Consider the following 24,517-nt stretch of genomic DNA (forward strand, 5'->3'; position numbering starts at 1 on the left):
AATTTACTCATAGATAAGAAAAACAAGGTTGGAGTGATTGATATGGAAAAGAGTATAAATAAAAATTTAAGTTTAGGTGAATGTGTTATTATTTATCCTGCTGTTGTTGAAAAATTTAATGATATTGGATTAGACTATTGTTGTGGTGGAAATAAAAATTTAGAAATTGCATTAAAAGAAAAAAATATTAACGTAGATAAATTTATTGAAGATATAAATGAAGAACTTGAAGAATTTATATTTGATAATTCATCATATATAAATTGGAATGAAAGAAATTCAGAAGAATTAATTCAGCATATAGTAAATACTCATCATGCAAGGACATTTGAATTACTAAGAGATATAGATCCATTATTAGTTAGGGTGTTTAAAGTTCATTATAATCATTTACCAGATGTTTTAACAAGGGTTCATAAACTTTTTGGAGCATTAAAATGTGAGTTAGAAGAACATTTAATAAAAGAGGAAAAAATATTATTTCCAAAGATAATTGAATTTGAAAATACTAATGATAAAGGAAAGAAGGATATTTTAAAAGTAGAAATAGAAAGCTTTATAGGAGAACATGAAGCGGCAGGAGATATACTTAAAGAATTAGCTCATATTACAGATGATTATAGTGCTCCAGAATGGGCGTGTACAAGCTTCAAATTATTATATATGAAGATGCATGATCTTGAGAAAGACTTATTTGTTCATATTCATAAAGAAAACAATATTTTATTTAAGAGATATCAATAGAAAGTTTATTAAAAAATATAGAGGTGATTAATTTGGAAAAGAAAAGATTTATTTTAGATAATGGTGTAAATAGAGCAGTTAATGAAGGAAAAATAAAGGAATTAACAGCACTTTTAAAAAATTTAAATGAAAAAGGATTAACAGAAGAGTTAAAGGAAAAAGGGCTAAAGATTGTTAAGTCAATAAGTCCATTAGAGCTTTCTATGGCAGAACAAAGTTTAGTAGAAGAAGGAATGGACCCAAGGGAATTAAGACATTTATGTGAAATTCATATGATGATTTTACAAGGTGAACTTGAAAAATTACAAAGTAATATATCTAAGGGACACGTTTTATATACACTTATTAAAGAACATGAATTACTTTTAAGTTTTTTAAAGGAATTAGAAGAAGTAACAAATGCAATACTAGAAATGGAAAGCTATGATAAGAATAGAAAAGAATTTACAAGAGTAACTGAAATTATTATTAGTATTTTAGATGCTGAACCTCACCATAAAAGAGAAGAAGATGTTTTATTTCCAGAGCTTGAAACAAGAGGGATAACAGGGCCAACTAGAATAATGAGACTTGAGCATGAAGACTTAAGAAAAAAGAAAAGAGCATTAAAGAAGTTAAGTGAGTCAGTTGCAGATTTAGATTTTAATGAATATAAAATTGAATTAAAGAAACTTTCAAATGCTATTTGCTTTGAATTAAAAGATCATATATTTAAGGAAAATTATATATTATATCCTACAGCATTAGAAAGTATAGAAGGTGATACTAAGTGGGCTAATATGAAAAAAGAATGTGATAATATAGGTTATTGTACATTTACACCTGAAGATTGTAAGTAATAATCTTATATTTAAGAAACTAAATGTAAATTAAAATTAAATAGAATTTTTAAAATCAATATATAAATTAATTAATACCTCCTTGTAAATTATATAATTTAATTATAAATGTGAATTTTATAGTATAATTAAATTAAGTTATATGATTTAGGTTAGGAGGTATTTTATTTTGAATTGTGATTGTTGTTGTGAAAAATGTGCAAGTAGATTATATGCACAAGAAGTACCTATATTTGAATCACTTTCTGAAGAGGAATTAGATAGAATAATATCAGTAAGAAAGCATATGGTTTTAAAAAAAGGAGAAAGCTTATTTTTAGAAGGCGATAAAGTTTCTAAGCTATTTATAATAAGTGAAGGTATGATAAAAATAAGTAAAAGTACTGCAACTGGTAAGGAGCAAATTATAAATATATTAACTGTTGGAGATTTTCTTGGAGAAAGCAATATATTAGGAGATACTCTTGAAAGTAACGTATCTGCAATAGCAGTTAAGAACACTGAATTATGCACTATTTCTAGAGAGGATTTAAAAGATATATTATATTCGAATCCGTCTATTTGTTTAAAACTTCTTTCTGAATTAAATAAAAGACTAATAGAAGTAGAAAATCTTTCAAAGAATTTATCTAATAATAATCCAGAAGCAAGAATATGTTGTATGCTTTTAGAGTTTTCAGAGAAATATGGCAAAGTTGTAAATGGAAAGATAGAAATAGATTTGCCTTTAAATAGAGAAGGAATGGCTAATTATTGTGGCATAGCAAGAGAAACATTAAGTAGGAAACTAACTTTATTAGAAAATGAAAATATTATTAAAGCTGTTGGTACAAAGAAAATAATAATTAATAATTTAAGTTTATTAGAAGAATCAATATTCTAGAATATTATATTATTAGATATTAGATATACATATTGTTTTTACACAAAAGCAAATATTCTCCCACTGGTCCTTTACAAGGGGAATTTATATAGTTTATTTAAAAGGAGATAGATAATGTTTATTTAATATGATATAAAAGAGGGGGAGATATTTCATATGGGGTTAACGTTCAATAAACCTTTAGCGGAGATAATAAGAGCTAGATATTCTGTTAGAAATTATGAAGAAAGGCCTTTATCTCAGGAATTAATAAACAAAATAGATAATTATATAGGTAAATTAGATAATCCTTTTAATATAAAGGTAAGAATACAATTAATTAAAAAGGAAACTTATAAGGATGTAATTAGACTTGGTACATATGGAGTTATAAAAGGAGCAAATTATTATTTAGTAGCTGCATGCGAAAATGAAGATTTTGCATTAGAAGCATTAGGATATACATTTGAAAAATTGATTTTATATTGTACTTCACTAGGGTTAGGTACAGTTTGGCTTGGAGGAACATTTAGTAAAGGTGATTTTGGAAAGACTATTAATTTAAAAAGTAATGAAATATTACCAGCAGTATCGCCAGTTGGATATGAAGGCGGGAGGAAATCATTTCTTGCTTCTTTTATGAAAAATCATAAAAATATAAGAAAAGATTATTATGAATTATTCTTTAATGGAAATTTTGATAGTCCAATTTCAAAGGAAGAGGCAAAAGAATATGGCGAAGTATTTGAGATGGTACGATTAGCACCATCATCTATGAATAATCAACCATGGAGATTGCTTAAGGTAAAGGACGATATTCATATATATAATAATGGTAGTACTGTTATGAGCCAAATAGATATAGGTATAGCACTTTGTCATCTGGACTTATATATGAAGGAAAAAGGAATAAAAGGAGAATTTAAATTTGAAAATCCAGTTATTAAAAGTAAATATGTATATGTTATTTCTTGGGTAAGAGATAATTAGATTTTTTAAAAGGAGATGTATTGAGGCATCTCCTTTTAATTTATACTAGGAAATTATAAAAGGTCATATAATCTTCAAACTAAATAATTGAATAAGTGTAATTTCTTATTATGTTAGTGTTAAAAAACTAGGAAAATAAAAAAACTTATAAAGTCATATAAATAATATACAAATAAAAGAATGAATTTACAAATTCATATATATAAAGTTGATATTATAGTAAGTGTAAAGGGTTTAATGAACCTATGAAATTTAAAGGAATATAAATAATATTATTAAAAAGTAAATTAATTATTTAAGGGTGGGATAGAACAATGGTACAAGAAAACTTAACAAAAATTCTAGAAAAGAGATTTGACAAGACAATAAAAGAAGCAAGCAACGAAGAAATCTATTTAGCTTTATTAGAATTAACAAAAGGAACAATTAATAAAAAGGGTACTAATAAGGGGGATAAAAAACTTTATTATATTTCAGCTGAATTTTTAATTGGAAAGTTATTATCAAATAATCTAATTAATTTTGGACTTTATGAAGAAGTTAAAGAAGTATTATCTGATAATGGTAAGGAATTAACTGAAATAGAAGAAATAGAGTTAGAACCATCATTAGGTAATGGTGGACTTGGAAGATTAGCTGCATGTTTCTTAGATTCAATTGCAACTTTAGGATTAAATGGGGATGGGGTAGGTTTAAACTATCATTTTGGATTATTCCAGCAAGTATTTGAAAATAATAAACAAAAGGCAGTAAAAAATCCATGGATAACTAGTGAAAGTTGGTTAAATAAATCAGATATAAAATTTGAAGTTTTATTTGGAGGATTTAAGGTTATATCAAGCCTTTATGATATAGATGTTACAGGTTATAATAAGGCTTGCAATAAGCTTCGTTTATTTGACATAGACACAATAGATGAAACACTAGTAAAGGATGGTATAAATTTTAATAAGGAAGAAATAAAGAAAAACTTAACTTTATTCTTATATCCAGATGATAGCGACAAAGCAGGACATTTATTAAGAATATATCAACAATACTTTATGGTAAGTAATGCAGCTCAATTAATTTTATTAGAAGCTGAAGAAAATGGATATAATTTGCATAAATTATATGATCATGTAGTTATTCAAATAAATGATACACATCCATCAATGGTTATTCCTGAATTAATTCGTCTTTTAGGAGAAAGAGGAATAGGAATGGAAGAGGCCATTGAAATAGTTACAAAGACTTGTGCATATACAAATCATACAATATTAGCAGAAGCATTAGAAAAGTGGCCAATAGAATATTTAGATAAGGTTGTTCCACAATTAATGCCAATTATAAGAGAATTAGATAATAAAGTAAAAGCTAAGTATGATGATGAAAAAGTATATATTATAGATAAAGATAATAGAGTTCATATGGCTCATATGGATATTCATTATGGATTTAGTGTAAATGGGGTTGCCGCACTTCATACTGAGATATTAAAAGAAGAAGAGTTAAAACCATTTTACAATATTTATCCAGAGAAGTTTAATAATAAGACAAATGGGATAACATTTAGAAGATGGTTAATTCATTGCAATAATGAACTTGCAAAGTATATAAGTGAGCTAATTGGAGATGATTATAAAAAGGATGCTACTAAATTAGAAAACTTATTAAAATATATAGATAATAAAGAGGTTTTAAAAAAATTAGGAGAAATTAAGAAGAATAATAAAATTGCTCTTAAGAATTATTTAAAAGAAACTCAAGGTGTTGAAATAGATGAAAACTCAATATTTGATATTCAAATTAAGAGACTTCATGAATATAAGAGACAACAAATGAATGTTCTTTATATAATTCATAAGTATTTAGATATCAAAAATGGAAATATCCCAGAAACTCCAATAACAATGATATTTGGAGCTAAGGCAGCACCAGCTTATATAATAGCTCAAGATATAATCCATACTATCTTATGTCTACAAGAAATTATAAATAATGATCCTGAAGTTAACAAGTATTTAAAAGTTGTTATGGTAGAAAATTATAATGTAACAAAAGCATCTAAATTAATTCCAGCTTGTGATGTTTCAGAGCAAATCTCTTTAGCATCTAAAGAAGCTTCTGGAACAGGTAATATGAAGTTTATGTTAAATGGAGCATTAACTTTAGGTACAGAAGATGGAGCTAATGTTGAAATACATGAATTAGTTGGAGATGATAATATTTATATTTTTGGGGAATCAAGTGAAACTGTTATTGAACACTATAAAAAAGCAGACTATGTTTCTAAGAAATACTATGAAAAACCTGCAATAAAGGAATTAGTTGATTTTATAGTTAGTGATGAAATGATAGCAGTTGGAGATGAAGAAAACTTAACAAGACTTCATAAAGAATTAATTAATAAAGATTGGTTCATGACATTACTAGATCTTGAAGATTATATTAAAACTAAAGAAATAGTATTTAAGGATTATGAAGATAGAGAAACTTGGAATAGAAAAGTTTTATTTAATATTAGTAAAGCGGGATTCTTCTCATCAGATAGAACTATTGAACAATACAATAAGGAAATCTGGAAATTAAAGTAGAAGATCATTATAAATTACAACTACAAAGAGACAGTAGATAGGTTTTGGTAAAACAAATCTATCTATTGTTTTTTTCTATGATTAATTATATAAAGAATTATTACTAATTAAAATTCAAGGGAGTCGCGTTTCGCGACTCCCTTGAATTTTTTCTATTAACTTTTTATTTATTAAAATATTATATTTATTGTCTATTTTTATATAAGCAAATGATATAACGTTTCGTTATATCATTTGCTTATACTGAAATTTCTATAAATTTTAAACCATAATATATGAATTGCTACAATATATAAATATGCATTTTTAAAATTATTTTTAAATTATAACTATCAGTTTTTTAATTTAATATCTGTAACTTGGTGTTAATTTGCTAAGAAATATGGAATAAGCACATTTAATATAAGCACTTTTTTACTTAAAGTTAACTTCACGCTCAGGAATTGTATATTGTAAGTAATTTTCAATTTCCTCTAATATAGTGTAGTTTTTAGGATCTGTAATAAGGCATGTATAGCCACTATCTCCAGCACGAGCTGTTCTTCCTATTCTATGAATATAGCTTTCAACACTTTCTGGTGCATCATAATTATATATATGAGTAACCCCAGTAACATCTATTCCTCTTGAAGCTACGTCAGTTGCTATTAAAAATTGAATTTCACAATCTCTAAAAGATTTCATTATTTTTTCTCTTTTATTTTGAGGAACATCACTATGTATTTTAGCAGCCTTTATACCTTTAGCAGCAAGTTTTACTTCTAGTTCATCAGCTCTTCTTTTAGTTCTACAAAAGATAATAGACATAAAAGGATTATCTTCTTCTAGAATCTTAACTAAAGCATCAACTTTCCATCTATCTGTAGTTTTAACTACTTCTTGTTTAATATTAGGAATTTCAGATTCTTCATTTTCTGTAATATCAATGATAGCTGGAGTATTCATATATCTATAAGCTAGTTTTTTTACTTTAGAATCTATAGTTGCAGAAAAGCAAAGAGTTTGAAGCTTTTTAGGAGCATAAGACATTATTTTTTCAATTTCATTTCTAAATCCCATTAAAAGCATTTGATCAGCTTCATCTATAACAACAGTATTTAGCTTACTTAAATTTATACTTTTTCTTTCTAAATGATCAAGTAACCTTCCAGGAGTTGCAATAATTAAATTAATGCCTTTATTAAGTTTCTTTAATTGAGAACCAACATCTTTTCCACCGTAAGCAGCTAAAATTCCAATATCATTTATATTAAATTTATTTGCTTCCTCAGTTATCTGGATAGCTAATTCTCTAGTTGGAGATAAAATTAGCACTTCAGTACTTTTAGAATTACTATCTATTCTTTGAAGTATAGGTAATAAAAAGGCTAGTGTTTTTCCAGAGCCAGTTTTTGATTTTCCTATTACATCATTTTTATTAATTATTTCAGGTATAACATTAACTTGAACTTTGGTAGGTGTTGTAATACCATTTTTCTTTAATTCATCAACTAATTTTGTATTTATTTTTAAATCTTTAAAATTCATAATTAAATCCTTTCTTTAGAGGTCATATAAAGTAAATTAGAGCTTGGTATCCGGTGAAAGACATCCAAGCTCCACAATTATATTACGTATCTATTAATGGCTTAATAATAACATTTAATATATTAATAATCAATATAAAGTTATAATTCATTTAAAATGAATGAATTATTTAGTTATATCATTAATTGAAGATATTATTAAACAAGAAATCTGTATTTTAGTTATATGTACAGATTTTTTTCACTTTATATTTAGGAAATCTTAAGCTTTATATGAAAATATATTAAGATTTTAAACTTATACTGAAGTTAATAAAAAATATGGAGTAGATAAAAGGTACTGAGTAATTTAAGACTAGTATTTTTATAGATGCTTATTTAAATTATATAGATTAATTTATAAAAGGAGAGAATTAATGAGTAAAAATAAGATACAGACAAAACAATGGATATATTTAATTATAGCAATAGTATCACTTATAGCTATAATTATTTATTTTAAATCAAGTGGGATTTTAGGATATATGTCATCATTAGAAGATTTTAAAGGCTATATTGAAGGGTTCGGAAATAGTGCTTACATTATATTTTTCTTATTACAATTGGCATCCATTATTATTGCGCCTATACCTAGTAATTTAAGTGCTGTGGCAGGTGCAATGGTCTTTGGAATGTGGGTGTCTTTTATAATAACTACTTTAGCTATAATTAGTGGATCTGCAATAATATTTTACTTATCAAGAATATGTGGAAAGACATTTGTAGAAAGGTTTCTCAGTCCGAAAGTTTTACAAAAATACGAAGAAATAATAAATTCTCCAAAGGGAGAAATAATAATATTTTTAATGCTATTACTTCCATTTTTCCCTGATGATATAATAAATTTTCTAGTGGGGCTTAGCAGTATGAGTTTTAAAAGATATTTTATTATATTAATACTTACAAGACCATGGGAAATTTTAATAGCATGTGCATTAGGTTCGGCAAGTATATCAATACCTTTATGGGGATGGGGAGGAGTACTATTAATATCTGCAATTATAGTAATTAATAGTAGTAAAATAGAAGGAAAATTAACTCAGTTAATAAAATAAATATAAATATAGGAGTTGTTATGATGATTTGAATCTCAGATGTTAGATATTTATGTCTAATATTTGGGGATACTTCAATAATACAACTCCTATTGTAATTTGTAATTAATTTTAATTTTATATTACTTAATAACATGTTATTAGGTAAGTTTAATAATTTTAACTATAAAAATGAAGAGGAGCTTGGTATCCGGCGAAAGACAACCCAAGCTCCTCAAGTAATTAGCACTTACGTACCAACTGCTCAATTAGAATAACATTAAATAGACAAATAGTCAACAAAAAAATGATTTATTTATTTGTTAATTTAATTAATATCTATAATATCAAGTTAGTAATTAAAGAATTAGATAAAATATTATAAATAAAAAATCTGTATTCAAATTAATGAATACAGATTTTTTTAAGTTATATTTAGAAAGTCTTTAGATTTATATCAAAAATATATTAAGATTTTAAGCTTAAACTAAAATCAATAAGAACAAGGGAGAGATAGCAAATGGATGTAGGAGTTTTAAATCAATATTTTTCGCAATATGGAATAATAGTTGTTTTTATAATTGTATTTTTAGAATATTTAAATTTACCTGGTTTTCCTGCAGGGATAATAATGCCACTTGCAGGTGTATGGGCTTCAAAAGGTGGAGTAAATATTATTTTAGTAATATCACTTTCTGTTTTAGCAGGTCTTTTAGGAAGTTGGGCTTTATATTTTCTAGGTAGATTTTTTGGAGAATTTATACTAGAAAAGTATTTGAAGAAATTTCCTAAGCATGAAGTAGCTATCAATAAAAATTTTAAGATATTAAGAGAAAAGGGCTCTATGGGAGTATTTATAAGCAAACTTATACCAATGGCAAGAACATTAATTTCAATTCCAGCAGGAGTTTTAAAGTTAGATTTTGTTAAATATACAGTAAGCTCAACACTTGGAATATTTATATGGAACTTTGTATTTATTGGCGCTGGATATGTATTTGGAGAAGCAGTATTTCAAAAATTAACTTTTTTATAGGGGGGATAAAAATGAAAATAGCAATGTTAACTAATAATTATAAACCATTTGTTGGTGGAGTACCTATATCTATAGAAAGATTATCTAATGGGCTTAGAGAACTCGGACATGAAGTTTATATATTTGCTCCAACTTATGAAAATCAAGTAGAAGAAGAGTATGTTATAAGATATAAATCAACTAATCATAAATTTTCAGGTGGAATAGTGGTTCCCAATATGTTTGATAAAGAAATAGAAGAAAAGTTCAAATCATTAAAAATAGATATAATACATGTTCATCATCCAATGATTATGGGACAAACTGCCTTATATTTAGGAAAAAAATATAATATTCCAGTGGCTTATACTTATCATACGAGATATGAGCAATACTTACATTATATAAAACCTTATAGAGCATTAGAAGAAAATTCTAAAAAGAATGAGAAAAACTATTTGGGTGAGTTTGAAGATTTAATTTTAGATTTTACTAAAGAAAAACTAGTTCCTGGACTTGTTAAGTATTTTACAAATAAGTGTGATTTAGTATTTGCACCAACAAATATGATGAAGGAGTATTTAATAGAAAATAATACTAAAACAAGAATCGAAGTTATGCCTACTGGATTAAATGAAAGTTACTTTGAAGAAGAAAATAAAACTGTAAAAGAAATAAGAAAAAAATATAAAGGTGAAAAAAAGTATCTTTTTTGTACAGTATCAAGATTAAGTAAGGAAAAAAATATTGAATTTATTATAGATGGAATTAAATTATTGAAAGATAAAATTGGAAACTCATTTAATACTTTAATAATAGGAGAAGGACCAGAAAAAGAAGATTTAATAAAAAGAGTTAAAGAACTGAATTTAGAGGAAAATATAGAATTCTTAAATAAAATTGATAATAAAGAAATAGGAAATTATTATAATGCTTGTGATTTATTCCTTTTTGCATCGAAATCTGAAACTCAAGGAATTGTATTACTTGAGGCTATGGCAGCAAAACTTCCAGTAGTCGCAATTAAAGCAAGTGGAGTAGTTGATGTTGTAGTAAATGATAAAAATGGGTATATGACTGATGAAAATATAGATGAATGGTCAGAAAAAGTAAAGGATATTGTAAATAACTATGAGAAAATGAATGAACTTAGATATGGGGCGTATAATGAAGCTTTAAAATATCTAAATTCTAATATAGCGAAAAAAGCTGAATATAATTATGCACATACAATAAAAGAATATTATAACAGAGGATTTAAATATGAACTTAAGGCAAATTAAGGAAACTATAATAAGTAAATTATTTATAGTGTATCTAGAGTTAGTTTTTAAAACAAGTAATATAGTTTTAACTGAATTTAAATTTGATATTAATAATAGTATCATTGGATTTTGGCATGGAGATAGTTATTCAATGAATTTAGTTATAAAGAAGTTAATTAGTGAGAAATTTAGTTTAAATGTAATTGTTACAGCTGATGCGAGAGGAAATTATATAGAAAATGTCCTGAAAAAATATAAAGTTAAAGCTTTGAGAATGCCAGATGGAATTAAAATGAAATCCTTCTTAAGGGATCTTAAGTTAGTTAGTAAAAAAGAAAATGAATCAGTTGCAATAGCATTAGATGGACCATTAGGACCATATCATATTCCTAAAAAAATAGGATTTTCTTTATCAAGAGAAGCTAATAAAAAATTTATTGGAGTTAAATTAGATTACTCAAGAAAGATAAGTTTAAAAAGTAGGTGGGATAAATATATAATTCCACTACCATTTACAACTATAAAAATAAATATTAATGACTTTGGAATGGTTACATTAGAAGACCTTAAGAATTTTAAATATTATAGTGAGAAAATTAAAGAAGCTCTTTAGAAAATCTTTAGAATTAACTAAAGTATATCTTTAGTATTAGAAGATATACTTTAGTTAATAAGATTAATTTAAAGTTTTTATTGTATAATATTTATATTATTACAGAAAAAGAGGGAGTTAAATTATGAAGTCATATAATGTTTTAATTGTAGAAGATGAAAAAGAAATAGCAGATGCTATAGAAATATATTTAAAAAATCAAGGATATAATGTTTTTAAAGGATACAATGGAATAGAAGGTTTAGAAATTATAAGTAAAGAAGAAATTCATTTAGCAATAGTAGATATAATGATGCCAAGGATGGATGGAATAGCCATGACTATGAAGCTGAGAGAAAAATATGATTTTCCAGTTATTATGCTTTCAGCAAAATCAGAAGAAGTTGATAAAATAATGGGTTTAAACATAGGTGCGGATGATTATGTAACTAAGCCTTTTACACCTTTAGAATTACTAGCTAGAGTTAATTCCCAGCTAAGAAGATATTCAAAATTTCTAAGTTTAGTAGGGGTAGAAAAAGAAAAATCTAATAGTTTTGTAATTGGAGGACTTGAATTAAATGTTGATACAGTTGAATTAACTGTTGATGGAAACCCAGTAAAAATTACTCCAATTGAATTTAAAATACTTCATTTGCTTATGCAAAATCCAGGAAGAGTATTTTCTCCTGAAGAAATATATGAAAGAGTATGGAATGAACAAGCAATTAATACTGATACAATAATGGTTCATGTAAGAAATATAAGAGAAAAAATTGAAATTAATCCTAAAAATCCAAAATATTTAAAGGTGGTGTGGGGAGTTGGATACAAAATTGAAAAGCAGTAAATATAATTATTTTTTTAGTGCAATAGTATATATATTAGTGATTATGACATCAATAGGTTTAGTGGCATCTTACCCTAGAATATCAAAACTTGCAAATGAAAAAGAAAAGCCTTCATATTTTGAAGATTATAATTTTCAAATGGATCTATATAAAGGAAGTTTTGTATTGTATAAGGATCTTCTAGAAAAGGAGCAAAATAAAGATATTCCTGCTGATGAAATCTTTTTTAAAGAATATAAAGGCTATAGTGAAAATGATATGACTGATTATAGCTTTATAAAGAGAAATATTAATTATGAAATAGGTAATTGGAATAAAGTATTAAAAAGAGAATTAAAGAATTTAGATTATTATATAGTTGATAAAAAAACTAATACTTTTTCTTCAAATACGGAAAAAAAATTAAGTGATTTAATTTTAAATGAAGATAATAAAGAAGTTTTAAATGATTTAGATAATTATTATGGCTATTACATGGTTATTGATTATAATGAGTATGGAGAAATTAGTATAAATAAAATAAAAGGTGCAAATGAAAATGTAATAAGTACTTTCTTAGATTTTCAGTGGAGAAATTTAATTAATGGAGATAGTGATTTTGTTTTATCAAATCCTAAAAATATAACTATTGTTTATGGTGTACCAAATGATATTAAATATGTTGATAGAATAAGCAATTATGTTGATAGAGCAGAGAGCTATGCATATGGGGATATAATACTGGTTTATATATTAATAGCTTATATAGCTATAATGTTTATATCGTTAATTATTCCATTTAGAAAATCAAAGGATATTATAGGAGTTAAAAGAATTATTAAGATTCCTTTTGAAATAAGTGTAATTTTAATTACGTTAATAACAACTTTAGTTGCGTTTTCACCTAATATATCCTATTGGACCGTAAACAATGAATGGGTTAAGGAATCACTAGTAAGAGTTGGAATACCATTTGAGTTTACAAATTCAATATTAATGATAGGTAATATTGCTTATTGGTTTGTACTATTAATAACAGCTTTTACATCAGTAGTGTTAATTAAATATATATTTAATAAAGGGTTAAAAAACTATATAAAAGAAAATACAATAATATATAAAATATTTAGGCTAATAAAAAGAATATGGATAAAAATATATGATGAAGTTACAAATATAGATTTAAATGATAAATCTAATAAAATAATAATAAAGATATTAGCAGTTAACTTTATAGCTCTTGCTTTTATGAGTATCATATGGTTTTTAGGCGTAGGTGCAGCCATAATATATACAGTATTTTTATATTTTGTTTTAAGAAAGTATTTTAATGATATAAGGAATAAGTATCAAATATTATTAGAAGCTACAAATAAAATTGCAGAAGGTAATTTAGATGTTACTATAGAAGAAGAACTTGGAGTTTTCGAACCATTAAAAGATGAACTTCAAAAAATACAAAAAGGATTTAAAAATGCAGTTAATGAAGAAGTAAAAAGTCAAAGAATGAAAACAGAGCTTATTTCTAATGTTTCTCATGATTTAAAAACACCGTTAACATCAATAATTACTTATATAGATTTACTAAAGGATGAAAATATAAGTGAAGAAAATAGAAAATTATATTTAGATACATTAGATAGAAAATCCCAAAGGCTGAAGAACTTGATAGAAGATTTATTTGAAGTAAGTAAGGCAACAAGTAAAAATATTCAACTAAATATAGTTAATGTGGATATAGTTTCACTTATGAAGCAAACTCAATTTGAATTAAGTGATAAAATTGAAGAATCATCACTAAAATTTAAGTGGAATTTCCCGGGAAATAAAGTGATAGTTCCATTAGATAGTCAAAAGACTTTTAGAGTATTTGAGAATTTATTAATTAATATAGTTAAGTATTCAATGCAAAACTCAAGAGTATTTATAGATATAATAGATGGAAACGAAGAAGTTTATGTAACATTAAAAAATATGTCAGCAAATGAAATAGATTTTACAGCAGAAGAAATAGTAGAAAGATTTGCTCGTGGAGATAAGTCTAGAAATACAGAAGGATCAGGGCTTGGCTTAGCAATAGCAAAAAGTTTTGTTGAATTACAAGGCGGTACATTAGATATAGAAATAGATGGAGATTTATTTAAAGTAGTATTAAAATTTAAAAAGTAATTAAAAAAATCACTAATATCCCTTAGATATTAGTGATTTTTTATAATTTATAGAAAAAGTTTACCGGAAATGTTGAAATAGCTTGTCTATTTAACTATAATAAAAATGGATTTAAAGATTGTAGGAGGATTAACAAATGAGAAATTTTAAAAAATTGTTATCACTTATTTTGATATCAATGTTCTCAGTTATTTTAATTGGATGTGGATCAAATGAAAAAAATGAAGAGGCTTCTATAGAAGATGCAACATTAAAAATTGGTTTAATGCCAGCTGTTGATACAGCACCAATACTTATTGCAGAAAAAAATGGGTACTTTAAAGATGCAGGTATAGAGGTAGAAATAGAAATTTATAATAATGCTCAAAATAGACAAAGTGCTCTTCAAAGTAATGCTATAGATGGAGCAATGACTGACTTTATAGCTGTTGCTACTAATGTAGATGGTGGGTTTGATATAAAAGCAACAACAATGACAGATGGAATGTTCCCTGTATTAGCTACTGAAGGGGCAACTGATAAAAAGGACATAAAAGTTGGAATGATGGAAGTAAGCGTTTCTAATTACTTAATCGATAAGTGGCTTGGAGATAAATATAATGTAGAAAAGGTATTTATAAATGAAATACCAGCAAGACTTGCTGCTTTAAAAAGTGGTGAAGTTGATATGAGTTTATTCCCAGAACCAGTAGCTTCAAATGGAGAATTACAAGGATTAAAGAAAAATGTTTATGGAATGGATGATGAATTTTCAGCAGATTGTTTAGTTTTTACTGGAAAAGCTATATCTGAAAAACCAAATACTATTAAGGCTTTTCATGAAGCATATAATAAAGCTGTAGAAGAAATAAACAAAAATCCTGAAATAGCAAAAGATATATTAATTGAAAAAATACCAAATACAAATCCTGCGGTAAAAGATATTATGGTATTACCTACATATAAAAAAGCAGCCCTTCCAAGTGATGAGTATTTACAAAGTGTAATAGACTGGACTGAAAAAACTTTAAATAAAGATTTATCAGTAAAGCCAGCTGATTTATTAGAAGGAAAATTTGTAAAGTAGTATGATAAAAATAAGTGATTTAACCGTGAAGTATAAGAATGAAAAAGCTATAGATAGCTTAAGTTTATCTATAGAAAAAGGAAAGACTTATGCAATTATAGGTAAATCAGGATGTGGAAAAACAACCCTGCTATATACTATAGCAGGGCTTATTTCTAATTATGAAGGGAAATTAGAAATAGAAGGAGAAACTTCTTTAATACTACAAAATTTAGGATTATTTAATTGGTTTACAGTATATAAAAATATAGAGATTGGATTAAATAAGTATAAATTTACAAAAAAACAAAAAGAAAAATTAGTTAATGATGTACTAAAAGAATTAGATTTACTAAGTTTTAAGAATAAATATCCAAAGGAATTAAGTGGAGGACAAAAGCAAAGGGTAGCTATAGCAAGAACAATAATAAGCAACCCAGAAACGCTACTATTGGATGAAGCAACTTCTGCACTAGATTCAATAAACAAGGAAAAAATTCAGGATTTACTTTTAGATATAAAAGATAAGAGAAGCAATACGATGATTTTAGTAACACATAGTATTGAAGAAGCTGTTTTTTTAGGTGAGTATATAGTTGTTATGAAGGATGGTAAAATACATAGCATAATTAATAATAGATATTTTGGTGATAAAGATATAAGAAAGAAACAAGAGTACATAGAAATATGTAATGAAGTAAGAGGTAAACTATATGATTAAAGAGCTACTATTAAAAATAATAAAAGGACTCTATGGAGTAATAATTGTAGTTGCTTTATGGTATTTACTAAGTATGTTAATAGGTACTAATATGGTACCATCCCCTAAAACTACTATATATGAGCTAATAAGATTATTACAAAATGATTTTATATATCATATTTTATATAGCATGTATAGAATATTGGGAGCTATATTAATATCATTAATTATAGGGATTCCAGTTGGAATTGCTCTTGGACTTAGTAGTTTAGTAGATAAAATAATTTCACCAGTAGTATATCTACTATATCCTATACCTAAAATAGCTTTTTTACCTATATTTATGGTTATGTTTGGAATAGGAGATAAATCTAAAATAATACTTATGGTAACTATAATAGTTTTTCAAATTTTAATAGTTGCAAGAGATGCAGTTAAAGAAATTGACAAAGATGTATTAATATCTGCTAGAGTTATGAAATTTAGTAAAAGTGATACTATATTAAAAGTAGTGATGCCTGCAATAGCACCCAAAGTATTTTCTGCTTTAAGAGTAAGTATAGGAATAGCAATTTCTGCTTTATTCTTTAGTGAAAATTATGCAACTAAATATGGAATAGGATATTATATAATGAATTCATGGTCAATGGTTGATTATAAAGGAATGTTTGCTGGAGTATTAGCTCTTAGCATTATGTCTCTTATTATATTTAAAATTATAGATTTATTAGAAAAGAAAATATGTCCATGGAATTAATAAAAGCCTAATTAGTATATAGAACATACTTTCTTAAGTATATTTATAACTAATTAGGTTTTTATTATAAACAATGATTGTATAAATTATTTGATTTAACAAAGTAATAAATATGTCAATAATTATTTAAGTAGAATTCTGTTATATTATTTATCTATATAGTTTACTGTAGTAAACATGCCACCAACTCCTGGTGCAGCATTATTAGTTACATGATGAGGCATGTGGCAATGCATTGGCCAAATACCAGGATTTTTAGCTATAAATTCAATAGCCCATGTTTCTTCCGAAGTAACTAAAATTATATTTTTATATATTTGAGTTTCCTTTCTTATTGGGAATCCATCGGCACCAACAACTTTAAATTGATGGCCATGAAGATGAATTGGATGATGGTGTATTTGAATATTACAAAATCTTACCTTTACAGTATCACCATAGCAAACTTCAAGTGGATTAGTTGAAGGATAACATTTACCATTCATAGTAAAGAAATTAGAATGAGGCATTTTAAATGTTAAGTTATAAGTACCTTTAGTTATATCTCCCCAAGGTAATTCATCAACTGCCCATTCTTGAAGAGCTACTAGATAATCTTTATAATTTTTTCTTTTCTTATTTTGGGGATCCTCACCATATTATATCATAAGGCTCGTACAAAAAGTCCAGGTATAAGCTCCAGGTTAACTACTTCTGAAACTAAAGTAAAAAGTTTAACGCCATCTTTATAGACATATTCTAAATATTTTATGTCGGGTGTTATTACTATAATAAGCTCCTATTAAATTACTATGGTAATAATATATTTATTTAGAAAGAAACTTTGATAATTGGTAATACTTAAATTAGTTCTAAAAAACAATTAATAGTGTTGTTAATTAGAATTTAATTTAATTTTAAGGTTTATATGATAAAATCTTATTAAAACTAACAATAACTTATATAAAGAATAAAAAGTGGGATATAATCTAGAAAAGTGAATTTTATATATAAATAAATTATAGTTTTACAAAAGTAAGGGAGAATGAATATGAAACTATTATTGGTAGAAGATGAAAGAGAGCTTTCAGAAGCATTATTTCAAATATTAACAAATAATAAGTATTCAGTTGATGCTGTTTATGATGGAGAGGATGGAATTGATTATGCTTTAACAGGAGTATACGATGTTATAGTTCTGGATATAATGCTACCTAAATTAAATGGATTAAGCTTATTAAAGCAATTAAGAAAATCAGGTATTTCTACACCTGTTATTATGCTGACAGCTAAAAGTCAAATTGAAGATAGAGTTCGAGGTCTTGACTTAGGGGCAGATGATTATTTAACAAAGCCTTTTGCTACAGAAGAGTTACTAGCGCGATTAAGATCTATAACTAGAAGAAAAGGGAATGTTGTAAATGATAATATATTAACATATGGAGATATAAGTTTAAATTTAGATACTTATGATTTAGATGTAAATAATGAGAATATAAGACTGACTTTGAAAGAATTCGAGATAATTAAATATTTTATGGAAAGGCCTAAATGTGTTGTTAGCAAAGATGATTTAATAACAAAACTTTGGGGATTTGATTCGGAGGTTGAATATAACAATATAGAAGTATATATTTCATTTATAAGAAAAAAATTAACTTATTTAAAATCTAATGTAAGTATTGTAACTATAAGGGGAGTAGGATACAGGATGGAGGATAGCATTGTTTGATAAATTAAAGAAGAAATTTATATTAATAAATATGTCATTATTAACTTTAGTTTTTATATTAATTTTTGGGACAATATATATTTCTACTGCTATTAGTATGGATAGAGATTTAGAACATCAATTAAGAGGTGCAATGTTTAATCCTCGTAAGCCTGCAGGACCGGATTCCCCAATGATGGCTGGAAGTATAATTATTGATTTAGATACTGACAATAATATAGCTAATGTATTAACTTTTATGGAAATTGATAAGGAGATTTTAGAGGATACTGTATATAAAATAATAAAAAGCGATAAACAATTTGATAAAGTAAAATTAGACGGAAATAGTTATGGATATATGAAAGAAACTATAAATAAAGGTATGAAGATAGTGCTTATGAGTAGGGAACCTCAAATAAATGCTTTATCAAGCCTCTTAAGATCATATTTAACTATTGGGAGTATAAGCTTGATAGGATTGCTTTTTATAAGTATTTATTTAACTAATAAAACTATAAAACCTATAAAAGATAGCTTTGAAAAGCAAAAGCAATTTATTGCAGATGCCTCACATGAGCTTAAAACACCACTAGCAATTATAAGAACCAATACTTCTGTAATTTTATCTAATAAAGAAGATATTGTAAGTAATCAAATTAAATGGATAAATTATATAAATAATCAAACTGAAAGAATGGCAAAATTAATAGATGAAATGCTATCTTTAGCTAAGCTTGATACAGGTAAAGAACTTATAGAATTTTCAACATTTGATTTAAGTAAACTATTAAACAATATATTATTAACATTTGAAGCTGTTATATTTGAAAATAAAATTGAATTAGAGACAAATATTTTAAACAATGTATTTTTAAAGGGTGATAAAGAAAGTATAAAAAAAGTATTCATAATATTATTAGACAATGCAATAAAGTATACTAATAAAGATGGTAAAATATATGTGGAGCTTAATTTAGATAAAAATAAAATAAGATTGAAAGTTAGAAATACAGGTGAAGGTATAAAAAAAGAAGATTTAAATAAAATATTTGAAAGATTTTATAGAGTAGATACTTCAAGAGCAAGAAAAACTGGAGGGTATGGATTAGGATTATCAATAGCTAAATCTATAGTTGAAAGTCATAATGGAAAAATATATGCAGAAAGTAACGTAGGTAAAGATACTACATTTATAATAGAATTAAATAGTGAAAAATGAAATTTATAATTAAAATAGGAGAAATGTTACTATGAACGATAGAGATTATATAGAAAAAGAAACAAAGTTAGTTTATGGTTATATATTACAAGATAATGAGCGATTTGATAATAAAAAGCAATTATACGCAAGGATATTTAACAGTATAAAAACTACAGCAAGGTGTGATATTGGAGGTCTTGAAACACTGGATTTATCTTTAAGTGAAATTAAAGAAATTATAAAAAATGTAGTTGAGAATTATAAGTAGAATTAAATTTTAATTAATAATTTAAAATAGATAATGTACAATTAATGAAAAAACTCAGCTTTAGCTGAGTTTTCTTGTTAATTTTAAGTTTTTACAGTTAGTTTTTTAGTTAATAGTGAATAATAATCTCTATAAGATCATTATAAAAGTTCCAATTGTAATAAATACTCCACCTAAAACTGTTTTAACTGTAAGAGCTTCTTTTAAAATTACAAAAGCTAATATCATGGTTATTACAACACTAAATTTATCTATTGGAACTACTTTTGCAGCTTCTCCTATTTGAAGAGCCTTATAATAGAATAGCCAGGATAGGCCAGTAGCTATACCAGATAAAATTAAGAAAATCCAGCTTTTTTGACTTATGTTATTAATTTGATTTAAGCTACCATTAATAAAAACTATTCCCCAAGCCATCACTAAGACTACAACAGTACGTATTGCAGTAGCTAAGTTTGAATTTATGTTTTCTATTCCTATTTTAGCTAAAATAGATGTAAGTGCAGCAAAAAAAGCTGATAGTAATGCATAAATAACCCACATATTAGCAACTCCTTTAATATTAAATTTTTTTAGCAATATAAAATCCTCCATGAAATATATAGTTATAATTTAATTATATAATACCATTAAATATACAAAAAGGTGATGATAAATATATGAAAATAGGAATTATTTCAGATACACATAATTTATTACGAGAAGAAGTAATAGGATATTTAAATAGCTGTGACTTAATAATACATGCAGGAGATATTTGTAATAAGGAAGTATTGTTAAAACTTAATAATATTGACAAAACAGTTGTTGTGAAAGGTAATAATGATAATAAGATTTTTGAAGATATATTGAGTAAATAGGAACTATTAGAAATAGAGGGAAAGAAACTATATTGTGCATGAGAAAAATAATATAAATATTAATTTAGAAGAAGTTAATATTATAATATATGGGAATTCACATAAATATAGCTTAGATATAAATGAGAATATTATATATCTTAATCCAGAAAGTTGTGGAAGAAAGAGGTTTTCATTGTCTTTAACTATGGCTATTATGAATATTATAAATGGAAAAATACAAATAGAAAAAATAGATATAAATAATTAAAAAACATACATATAATATAAATTTAAAGCATTATATATAGTAAAGATATATTTAAATATTAATTATAATTTAATAATATTTAATACTTAAAAAACTATTAAGATTAAAGAAAAAAAGAGGAGAACGGTAGGAGAGTATAGAAATAGTAACTGTATCAAATTTTGTGGAGGGGGTAGTATGGTATTATCAACTAATCCGGCAGTTAGGCTATACGAGATCTTAAGTAAATCAAAAGAGTTTTGTAGTAGTAATGCGAACAAACAAAGTAGATTTAGAACGGTAGAATCAGTTCTTGCTCAGGTTTTCGATTTAGATATAAACGATGAAGAGAAAATATTTAAATCTATAATACAAATTATTGAAATGATAGAAAATATAAAAAAACTGACTAATAAGATTGAAAGCAATTCAAAAGATGAATTAGTAAAATCACTTACTAATTTTGAAAAGAAAATTATGTCTATAGGATTAGAAGATGATATACACAAGTTAGATGTTATAATCACAAAGGAAATATTGATATCTATAAATGGCATAGCATTAGCTTTAGATGTATGCAATCAATATAGAAATATTGAAGAAGAGAATTTAATGAAATTTAAAGAAAAGATACAGGTATTAATAGAAGAGTTAGAAGAATTAGAAGTAAATGGGGAACTAAAGTTATTTTTGAATAATGTACTTAGTGATTTATATTATAAAATAGAAGAGTATAAAATATACGGAATAGATGGATTAAAAACCTCTATAGAACAAGGACTTGGAAGCATAATGCTTAATAAAAATATTTGTGAAGAGGCATCTAAAAATCAAAGGTTTAAAGAAAATATAAAAAAGGTTTTAAGTTTGCTTACAAGTATTAATACTACTATTTCCTTTGTTAAAAATATAATACCAATAGCACAAGATGCAAGTGACATAGTAAATAGATTATTAGGATAGAAAAATAATAAATGTTAGAGATATGTATATAGTTGATTAATGAGAAATACCGTTTATTTTATAAACGGTATTTTCTTTGATTATTAAAATTTATTTATATGTTGTATGGGTAGATGGTTCATTTTCACCATATGGAGTTTTTTCATTAGCTTTATTTTTAATTCTCTTATCATAATTAGGTGATGATGGGTTAGTAACATCGTTAGAATCTTTGTTTTTCATTTTAAGTCCTCCTAAATTATTATTATCAATAATAGAATTCCCTTATTAATAGAAAATATTATTTTATAATTTAGAATATTAGAATGGCTTTCTTGAACTATTTAAATTCAATAGTATTTATAAATCAATCAATTTTTATTAAAACTAAGATATTTGTATAAATTTAATTTCGTATTTTAATTAAATCATTTTGTTGACTATTTAAAGTAATATCAATGAAAATTATGTAAATAATTAATTTTATTAAGTATATAAATTTGATATATAATTGAATATAGTGAAAATAAGAAAAAATGGATTTATAATTTGGAGGAAATATGGATACAAAGAAAATTTTTATAATAGAAGATGAGGAAAAAATAAGAAATGAATTATGTACATTTTTAAATAAATATGGGTATGAAACTAGATATTCTTTAGATTTTGAAAATATATTAGAAGAATTCATGAAAGATAAATATCATTTAGTGTTATTAGATATTAATTTACCATATTATGATGGTTATTATATATGTAGAGAAATTAGAAAAAGAAGTTCTATACCAATAATAGTTGTTACTAGTAGAGATAGTGAAGTAGATGAATTGATGAGTATGAATTTAGGTGCAGATGATTTTATAACAAAGCCATATAACACTCAAATACTTCTAGCTAGGATTTCTTCAATAATAAGAAGAGCTTATAATAATTCTGATTCAGAAGTACTAGAGTATAGAGGCTTGATACATAATTTATCTACAAGTGAAGCTGAGTTCGATAATAAAAGAATAGAATTAAGTAAAAACGAAAGCAGAATATTGTATGTATTAATGAAGAATAAAGAAAAGATAGTATCAAGAAATGAAATAATTGAATCATTATGGCAGTCTGATGAGTTTGTTGATGATAATACATTAACAGTGAATATAAATCGATTAAGAAAAAAACTAGAAGAAATAGGTGCAATAGATTATTTAAAGACTAAGAGAGGACAAGGATATATATTGATATGCGATTAATTGATTTCATTAAAGAAAGAATACTATTTATTATAATAAGTATAGTAATATTAGCTTTTAGTTCAATATTACTTAGTGCTTTGAGTGTAGATTTATATGCTATTGTATTTATATTCATTCTTAATTCTATTGGAATATTAATATTTCACATATATGATTATTTTAATAAAAAAAAGTATTATAATGAATTAATTTCTAATTTAGATACGCTAGATAAAAAATATTTAATTTCAGAAATTTTAGAAGAAGGAAGTTTTTTAGATAGCAAAATTTTATATTATGCAATTAAGGAAGCTGCAAAATCAATGAATGATGAAATAGCTTCTTTAAAAATAAGTAATAATGAGTACAGAGAATATATAGAGCTATGGGTTCATGAAATAAAAACTCCAATTTCAAGTTGTAAATTACTTATAGAAAATAATAAATCTGAATTAACTAAAAGTATAGATGAGGAAATAGATAAAGTTGAAAACTATATTGAGCAAGTGCTTTTTTATACAAGGAGCAATGCTTTAGAAAAAGACTATATAATAAAAGAATTAAATTTAAAAAATTCTGTAAATAAGGTCATAAAAAGAAATGCTAATATCTTAATAGAAAGAAAAATAAAAATTGAAACTAAGGATTTAGATGTAACTGTGTATTCAGATAGTAAATGGATTGAGTTTATTATTAATCAAATTGTATCTAATTCTATAAAATATATTGGAAGTAATGAATGTAAAATAAAGTTTTATACAAATAAATTAGGAGAGAATATTGTTTTACATATTGAAGATACTGGAATTGGAATGAATGAAAGTGATGTAAGTAAAGCTTTTGAAAAAGGATATACAGGAGAAAATGGACGGAAATTTGGAAAGTCAACTGGGATAGGGCTATATTTATGCAAAAAGCTAGTAATGAAACTTGGACTTGGGATAAACTTAACTTCAGAGCAAAATGGTGGAACTAAAGTATCAATAACATTTCCTATAAATAGAATGATGATTTTTGAAAATTAATTTTAAAATATTATTATATTACAAAAGTGTAAGTTTCCTGTTATGTTTTTCAATGGATTAAATAGCTGTTAAACATTAGAATTATCCTAT

General features: G+C 25.3%; 27 protein-coding genes. 23 read left to right on the forward strand and 4 right to left on the reverse strand.

Going from position 1 to position 24,517, the window contains the following annotated elements; genetic code table 11:
• Positions 1-42: 42 nt before the first annotated feature.
• The 5 genes from ric (at position 43) to J2Z25_RS12675 (ending at position 6,011) form a co-directional block, all read left to right on the forward strand.
• Positions 43-744 carry an iron-sulfur cluster repair di-iron protein gene (ric, locus tag J2Z25_RS12655; protein WP_209740860.1) on the forward strand — a complete coding sequence of 234 codons (702 nt, stop codon included), beginning with the start codon at positions 43-45 and terminating at the stop codon, positions 742-744.
• A gap of 32 nt (positions 745-776) precedes the next feature.
• Positions 777-1,583, forward strand: coding sequence for a DUF438 domain-containing protein (locus tag J2Z25_RS12660; RefSeq protein ID WP_209740861.1), 807 nt, complete (start codon positions 777-779; stop codon positions 1,581-1,583).
• Positions 1,584-1,752: 169 nt separating this feature from the next.
• Entirely contained in the window at positions 1,753-2,466 is a 714-nt protein-coding gene (locus tag J2Z25_RS12665) for a Crp/Fnr family transcriptional regulator (RefSeq protein ID WP_209740862.1), read from the forward strand.
• A 156-nt stretch (positions 2,467-2,622) separates the two neighbouring features.
• The gene (locus J2Z25_RS12670; protein WP_209740863.1) at positions 2,623-3,435 is read left to right on the forward strand and encodes a nitroreductase family protein; all 813 of its coding nucleotides are present in this window, start codon (positions 2,623-2,625) and stop codon (positions 3,433-3,435) included.
• A 314-nt stretch (positions 3,436-3,749) separates the two neighbouring features.
• Positions 3,750-6,011: a glycogen/starch/alpha-glucan phosphorylase gene (locus J2Z25_RS12675; protein ID WP_209740864.1), complete on the forward strand. Its 2,262-nt coding sequence runs from the start codon at positions 3,750-3,752 to the stop codon at positions 6,009-6,011.
• 414 nt (positions 6,012-6,425) lie between these two features.
• Here the strand turns inward: J2Z25_RS12675 and J2Z25_RS12680 are convergent, their stop codons facing one another.
• Positions 6,426-7,538, reverse strand: a complete 1,113-nt coding sequence (locus tag J2Z25_RS12680) for a DEAD/DEAH box helicase (protein WP_209740865.1) — start codon at positions 7,536-7,538, stop codon at positions 6,426-6,428.
• Positions 7,539-7,953: 415 nt separating this feature from the next.
• Here J2Z25_RS12680 and J2Z25_RS12685 point away from each other — a divergent pair, with 415 nt between their 5' ends.
• From J2Z25_RS12685 to J2Z25_RS12725, 10 genes are all read left to right on the forward strand, one after another.
• Positions 7,954-8,631, forward strand: a complete 678-nt coding sequence (locus tag J2Z25_RS12685) for a TVP38/TMEM64 family protein (RefSeq protein WP_209740866.1) — start codon at positions 7,954-7,956, stop codon at positions 8,629-8,631.
• Between the two features lie 134 nt (positions 8,632-8,765).
• Positions 8,766-8,888, forward strand: a complete 123-nt coding sequence (locus J2Z25_RS18815) for a hypothetical protein (RefSeq protein WP_268875695.1) — start codon at positions 8,766-8,768, stop codon at positions 8,886-8,888.
• A gap of 242 nt (positions 8,889-9,130) precedes the next feature.
• Positions 9,131-9,646, forward strand: a complete 516-nt coding sequence (locus J2Z25_RS12690; RefSeq protein WP_209740867.1) for a DedA family protein — start codon at positions 9,131-9,133, stop codon at positions 9,644-9,646.
• A gap of 11 nt (positions 9,647-9,657) precedes the next feature.
• Positions 9,658-10,908 (forward strand): glycosyltransferase, encoded by a 1,251-nt coding sequence (locus tag J2Z25_RS12695; RefSeq protein ID WP_209740868.1) that lies wholly within the window; start codon positions 9,658-9,660, stop codon positions 10,906-10,908.
• Positions 10,889-11,503: a lysophospholipid acyltransferase family protein gene (locus tag J2Z25_RS12700; protein WP_209740869.1), complete on the forward strand. Its 615-nt coding sequence runs from the start codon at positions 10,889-10,891 to the stop codon at positions 11,501-11,503. The genes J2Z25_RS12695 and J2Z25_RS12700 overlap by 20 nt, the downstream gene beginning before the upstream one ends.
• A 124-nt stretch (positions 11,504-11,627) precedes the next feature.
• Positions 11,628-12,332 (forward strand): response regulator transcription factor, encoded by a 705-nt coding sequence (locus J2Z25_RS12705; protein WP_097034048.1) that lies wholly within the window; start codon positions 11,628-11,630, stop codon positions 12,330-12,332.
• Entirely contained in the window at positions 12,307-14,481 is a 2,175-nt protein-coding gene (locus tag J2Z25_RS12710; protein WP_209740870.1) for a HAMP domain-containing sensor histidine kinase, read from the forward strand. The genes J2Z25_RS12705 and J2Z25_RS12710 overlap by 26 nt, the downstream gene beginning before the upstream one ends.
• A 136-nt stretch (positions 14,482-14,617) precedes the next feature.
• Positions 14,618-15,547: an ABC transporter substrate-binding protein gene (locus J2Z25_RS12715; protein WP_209740871.1), complete on the forward strand. Its 930-nt coding sequence runs from the start codon at positions 14,618-14,620 to the stop codon at positions 15,545-15,547.
• Between the two features lies 1 nt (position 15,548).
• The gene (locus J2Z25_RS12720) at positions 15,549-16,247 is read left to right on the forward strand and encodes an ABC transporter ATP-binding protein (protein WP_209740872.1); all 699 of its coding nucleotides are present in this window, start codon (positions 15,549-15,551) and stop codon (positions 16,245-16,247) included.
• Complete coding sequence (locus J2Z25_RS12725) at positions 16,240-16,986, forward strand: ABC transporter permease (RefSeq protein ID WP_209740873.1); 747 nt, start codon at positions 16,240-16,242, stop codon at positions 16,984-16,986. Before J2Z25_RS12720 ends, J2Z25_RS12725 begins: the two co-directional genes overlap by 8 nt.
• A gap of 146 nt (positions 16,987-17,132) precedes the next feature.
• On the opposite strand, the gene J2Z25_RS12730 is transcribed toward J2Z25_RS12725, so the two are convergent.
• Entirely contained in the window at positions 17,133-17,495 is a 363-nt protein-coding gene (locus J2Z25_RS12730) for a multicopper oxidase domain-containing protein (RefSeq protein ID WP_209740874.1), read from the reverse strand.
• Positions 17,496-18,016: 521 nt separating this feature from the next.
• Here J2Z25_RS12730 and J2Z25_RS12735 point away from each other — a divergent pair.
• From J2Z25_RS12735 to J2Z25_RS12745, 3 genes are read left to right on the forward strand one after another with little or no spacing between them, the layout of a single operon-like run.
• Positions 18,017-18,697 (forward strand): response regulator transcription factor, encoded by a 681-nt coding sequence (locus J2Z25_RS12735; RefSeq protein ID WP_209740875.1) that lies wholly within the window; start codon positions 18,017-18,019, stop codon positions 18,695-18,697.
• Entirely contained in the window at positions 18,690-19,898 is a 1,209-nt protein-coding gene (locus tag J2Z25_RS12740) for a sensor histidine kinase (protein ID WP_209740876.1), read from the forward strand. Before J2Z25_RS12735 ends, J2Z25_RS12740 begins: the two co-directional genes overlap by 8 nt.
• A 31-nt stretch (positions 19,899-19,929) precedes the next feature.
• Entirely contained in the window at positions 19,930-20,148 is a 219-nt protein-coding gene (locus J2Z25_RS12745) for a hypothetical protein (protein WP_209740877.1), read from the forward strand.
• A gap of 129 nt (positions 20,149-20,277) precedes the next feature.
• Here the strand turns inward: J2Z25_RS12745 and J2Z25_RS12750 are convergent, their stop codons facing one another.
• Entirely contained in the window at positions 20,278-20,691 is a 414-nt protein-coding gene (locus J2Z25_RS12750) for an EamA family transporter (RefSeq protein WP_035285684.1), read from the reverse strand.
• A 116-nt stretch (positions 20,692-20,807) separates the two neighbouring features.
• Here J2Z25_RS12750 and J2Z25_RS12755 point away from each other — a divergent pair, with 116 nt between their 5' ends.
• The 3 genes from J2Z25_RS12755 (at position 20,808) to J2Z25_RS12765 (ending at position 22,200) form a co-directional block, all read left to right on the forward strand.
• Positions 20,808-21,008: a metallophosphoesterase family protein gene (locus J2Z25_RS12755; RefSeq protein ID WP_209740878.1), complete on the forward strand. Its 201-nt coding sequence runs from the start codon at positions 20,808-20,810 to the stop codon at positions 21,006-21,008.
• A gap of 34 nt (positions 21,009-21,042) precedes the next feature.
• Positions 21,043-21,258 carry a metallophosphoesterase family protein gene (locus J2Z25_RS12760; RefSeq protein ID WP_209740879.1) on the forward strand — a complete coding sequence of 72 codons (216 nt, stop codon included), beginning with the start codon at positions 21,043-21,045 and terminating at the stop codon, positions 21,256-21,258.
• 177 nt (positions 21,259-21,435) lie between these two features.
• The gene (locus tag J2Z25_RS12765; RefSeq protein WP_209740880.1) at positions 21,436-22,200 is read left to right on the forward strand and encodes a hypothetical protein; all 765 of its coding nucleotides are present in this window, start codon (positions 21,436-21,438) and stop codon (positions 22,198-22,200) included.
• Positions 22,201-22,290: 90 nt separating this feature from the next.
• Here J2Z25_RS12765 and J2Z25_RS18820 read toward each other — a convergent pair whose 3' ends face one another.
• The gene (locus J2Z25_RS18820; RefSeq protein WP_280916474.1) at positions 22,291-22,422 is read right to left on the reverse strand and encodes a hypothetical protein; all 132 of its coding nucleotides are present in this window, start codon (positions 22,420-22,422) and stop codon (positions 22,291-22,293) included.
• Positions 22,423-22,739: 317 nt separating this feature from the next.
• On the opposite strand from J2Z25_RS18820, the gene J2Z25_RS12770 reads away from it, so the two are divergent.
• Positions 22,740-23,420 (forward strand): response regulator transcription factor, encoded by a 681-nt coding sequence (locus tag J2Z25_RS12770; RefSeq protein ID WP_209740881.1) that lies wholly within the window; start codon positions 22,740-22,742, stop codon positions 23,418-23,420.
• The gene (locus tag J2Z25_RS12775) at positions 23,411-24,427 is read left to right on the forward strand and encodes a sensor histidine kinase (protein WP_209740882.1); all 1,017 of its coding nucleotides are present in this window, start codon (positions 23,411-23,413) and stop codon (positions 24,425-24,427) included. Before J2Z25_RS12770 ends, J2Z25_RS12775 begins: the two co-directional genes overlap by 10 nt.
• The last annotated feature ends 90 nt before the right edge of the window (positions 24,428-24,517 follow it).

It is taken from the genome of Clostridium tertium (assembly GCF_017873245.1).
Taxonomy (GTDB): domain Bacteria; phylum Bacillota; class Clostridia; order Clostridiales; family Clostridiaceae; genus Clostridium; species Clostridium tertium.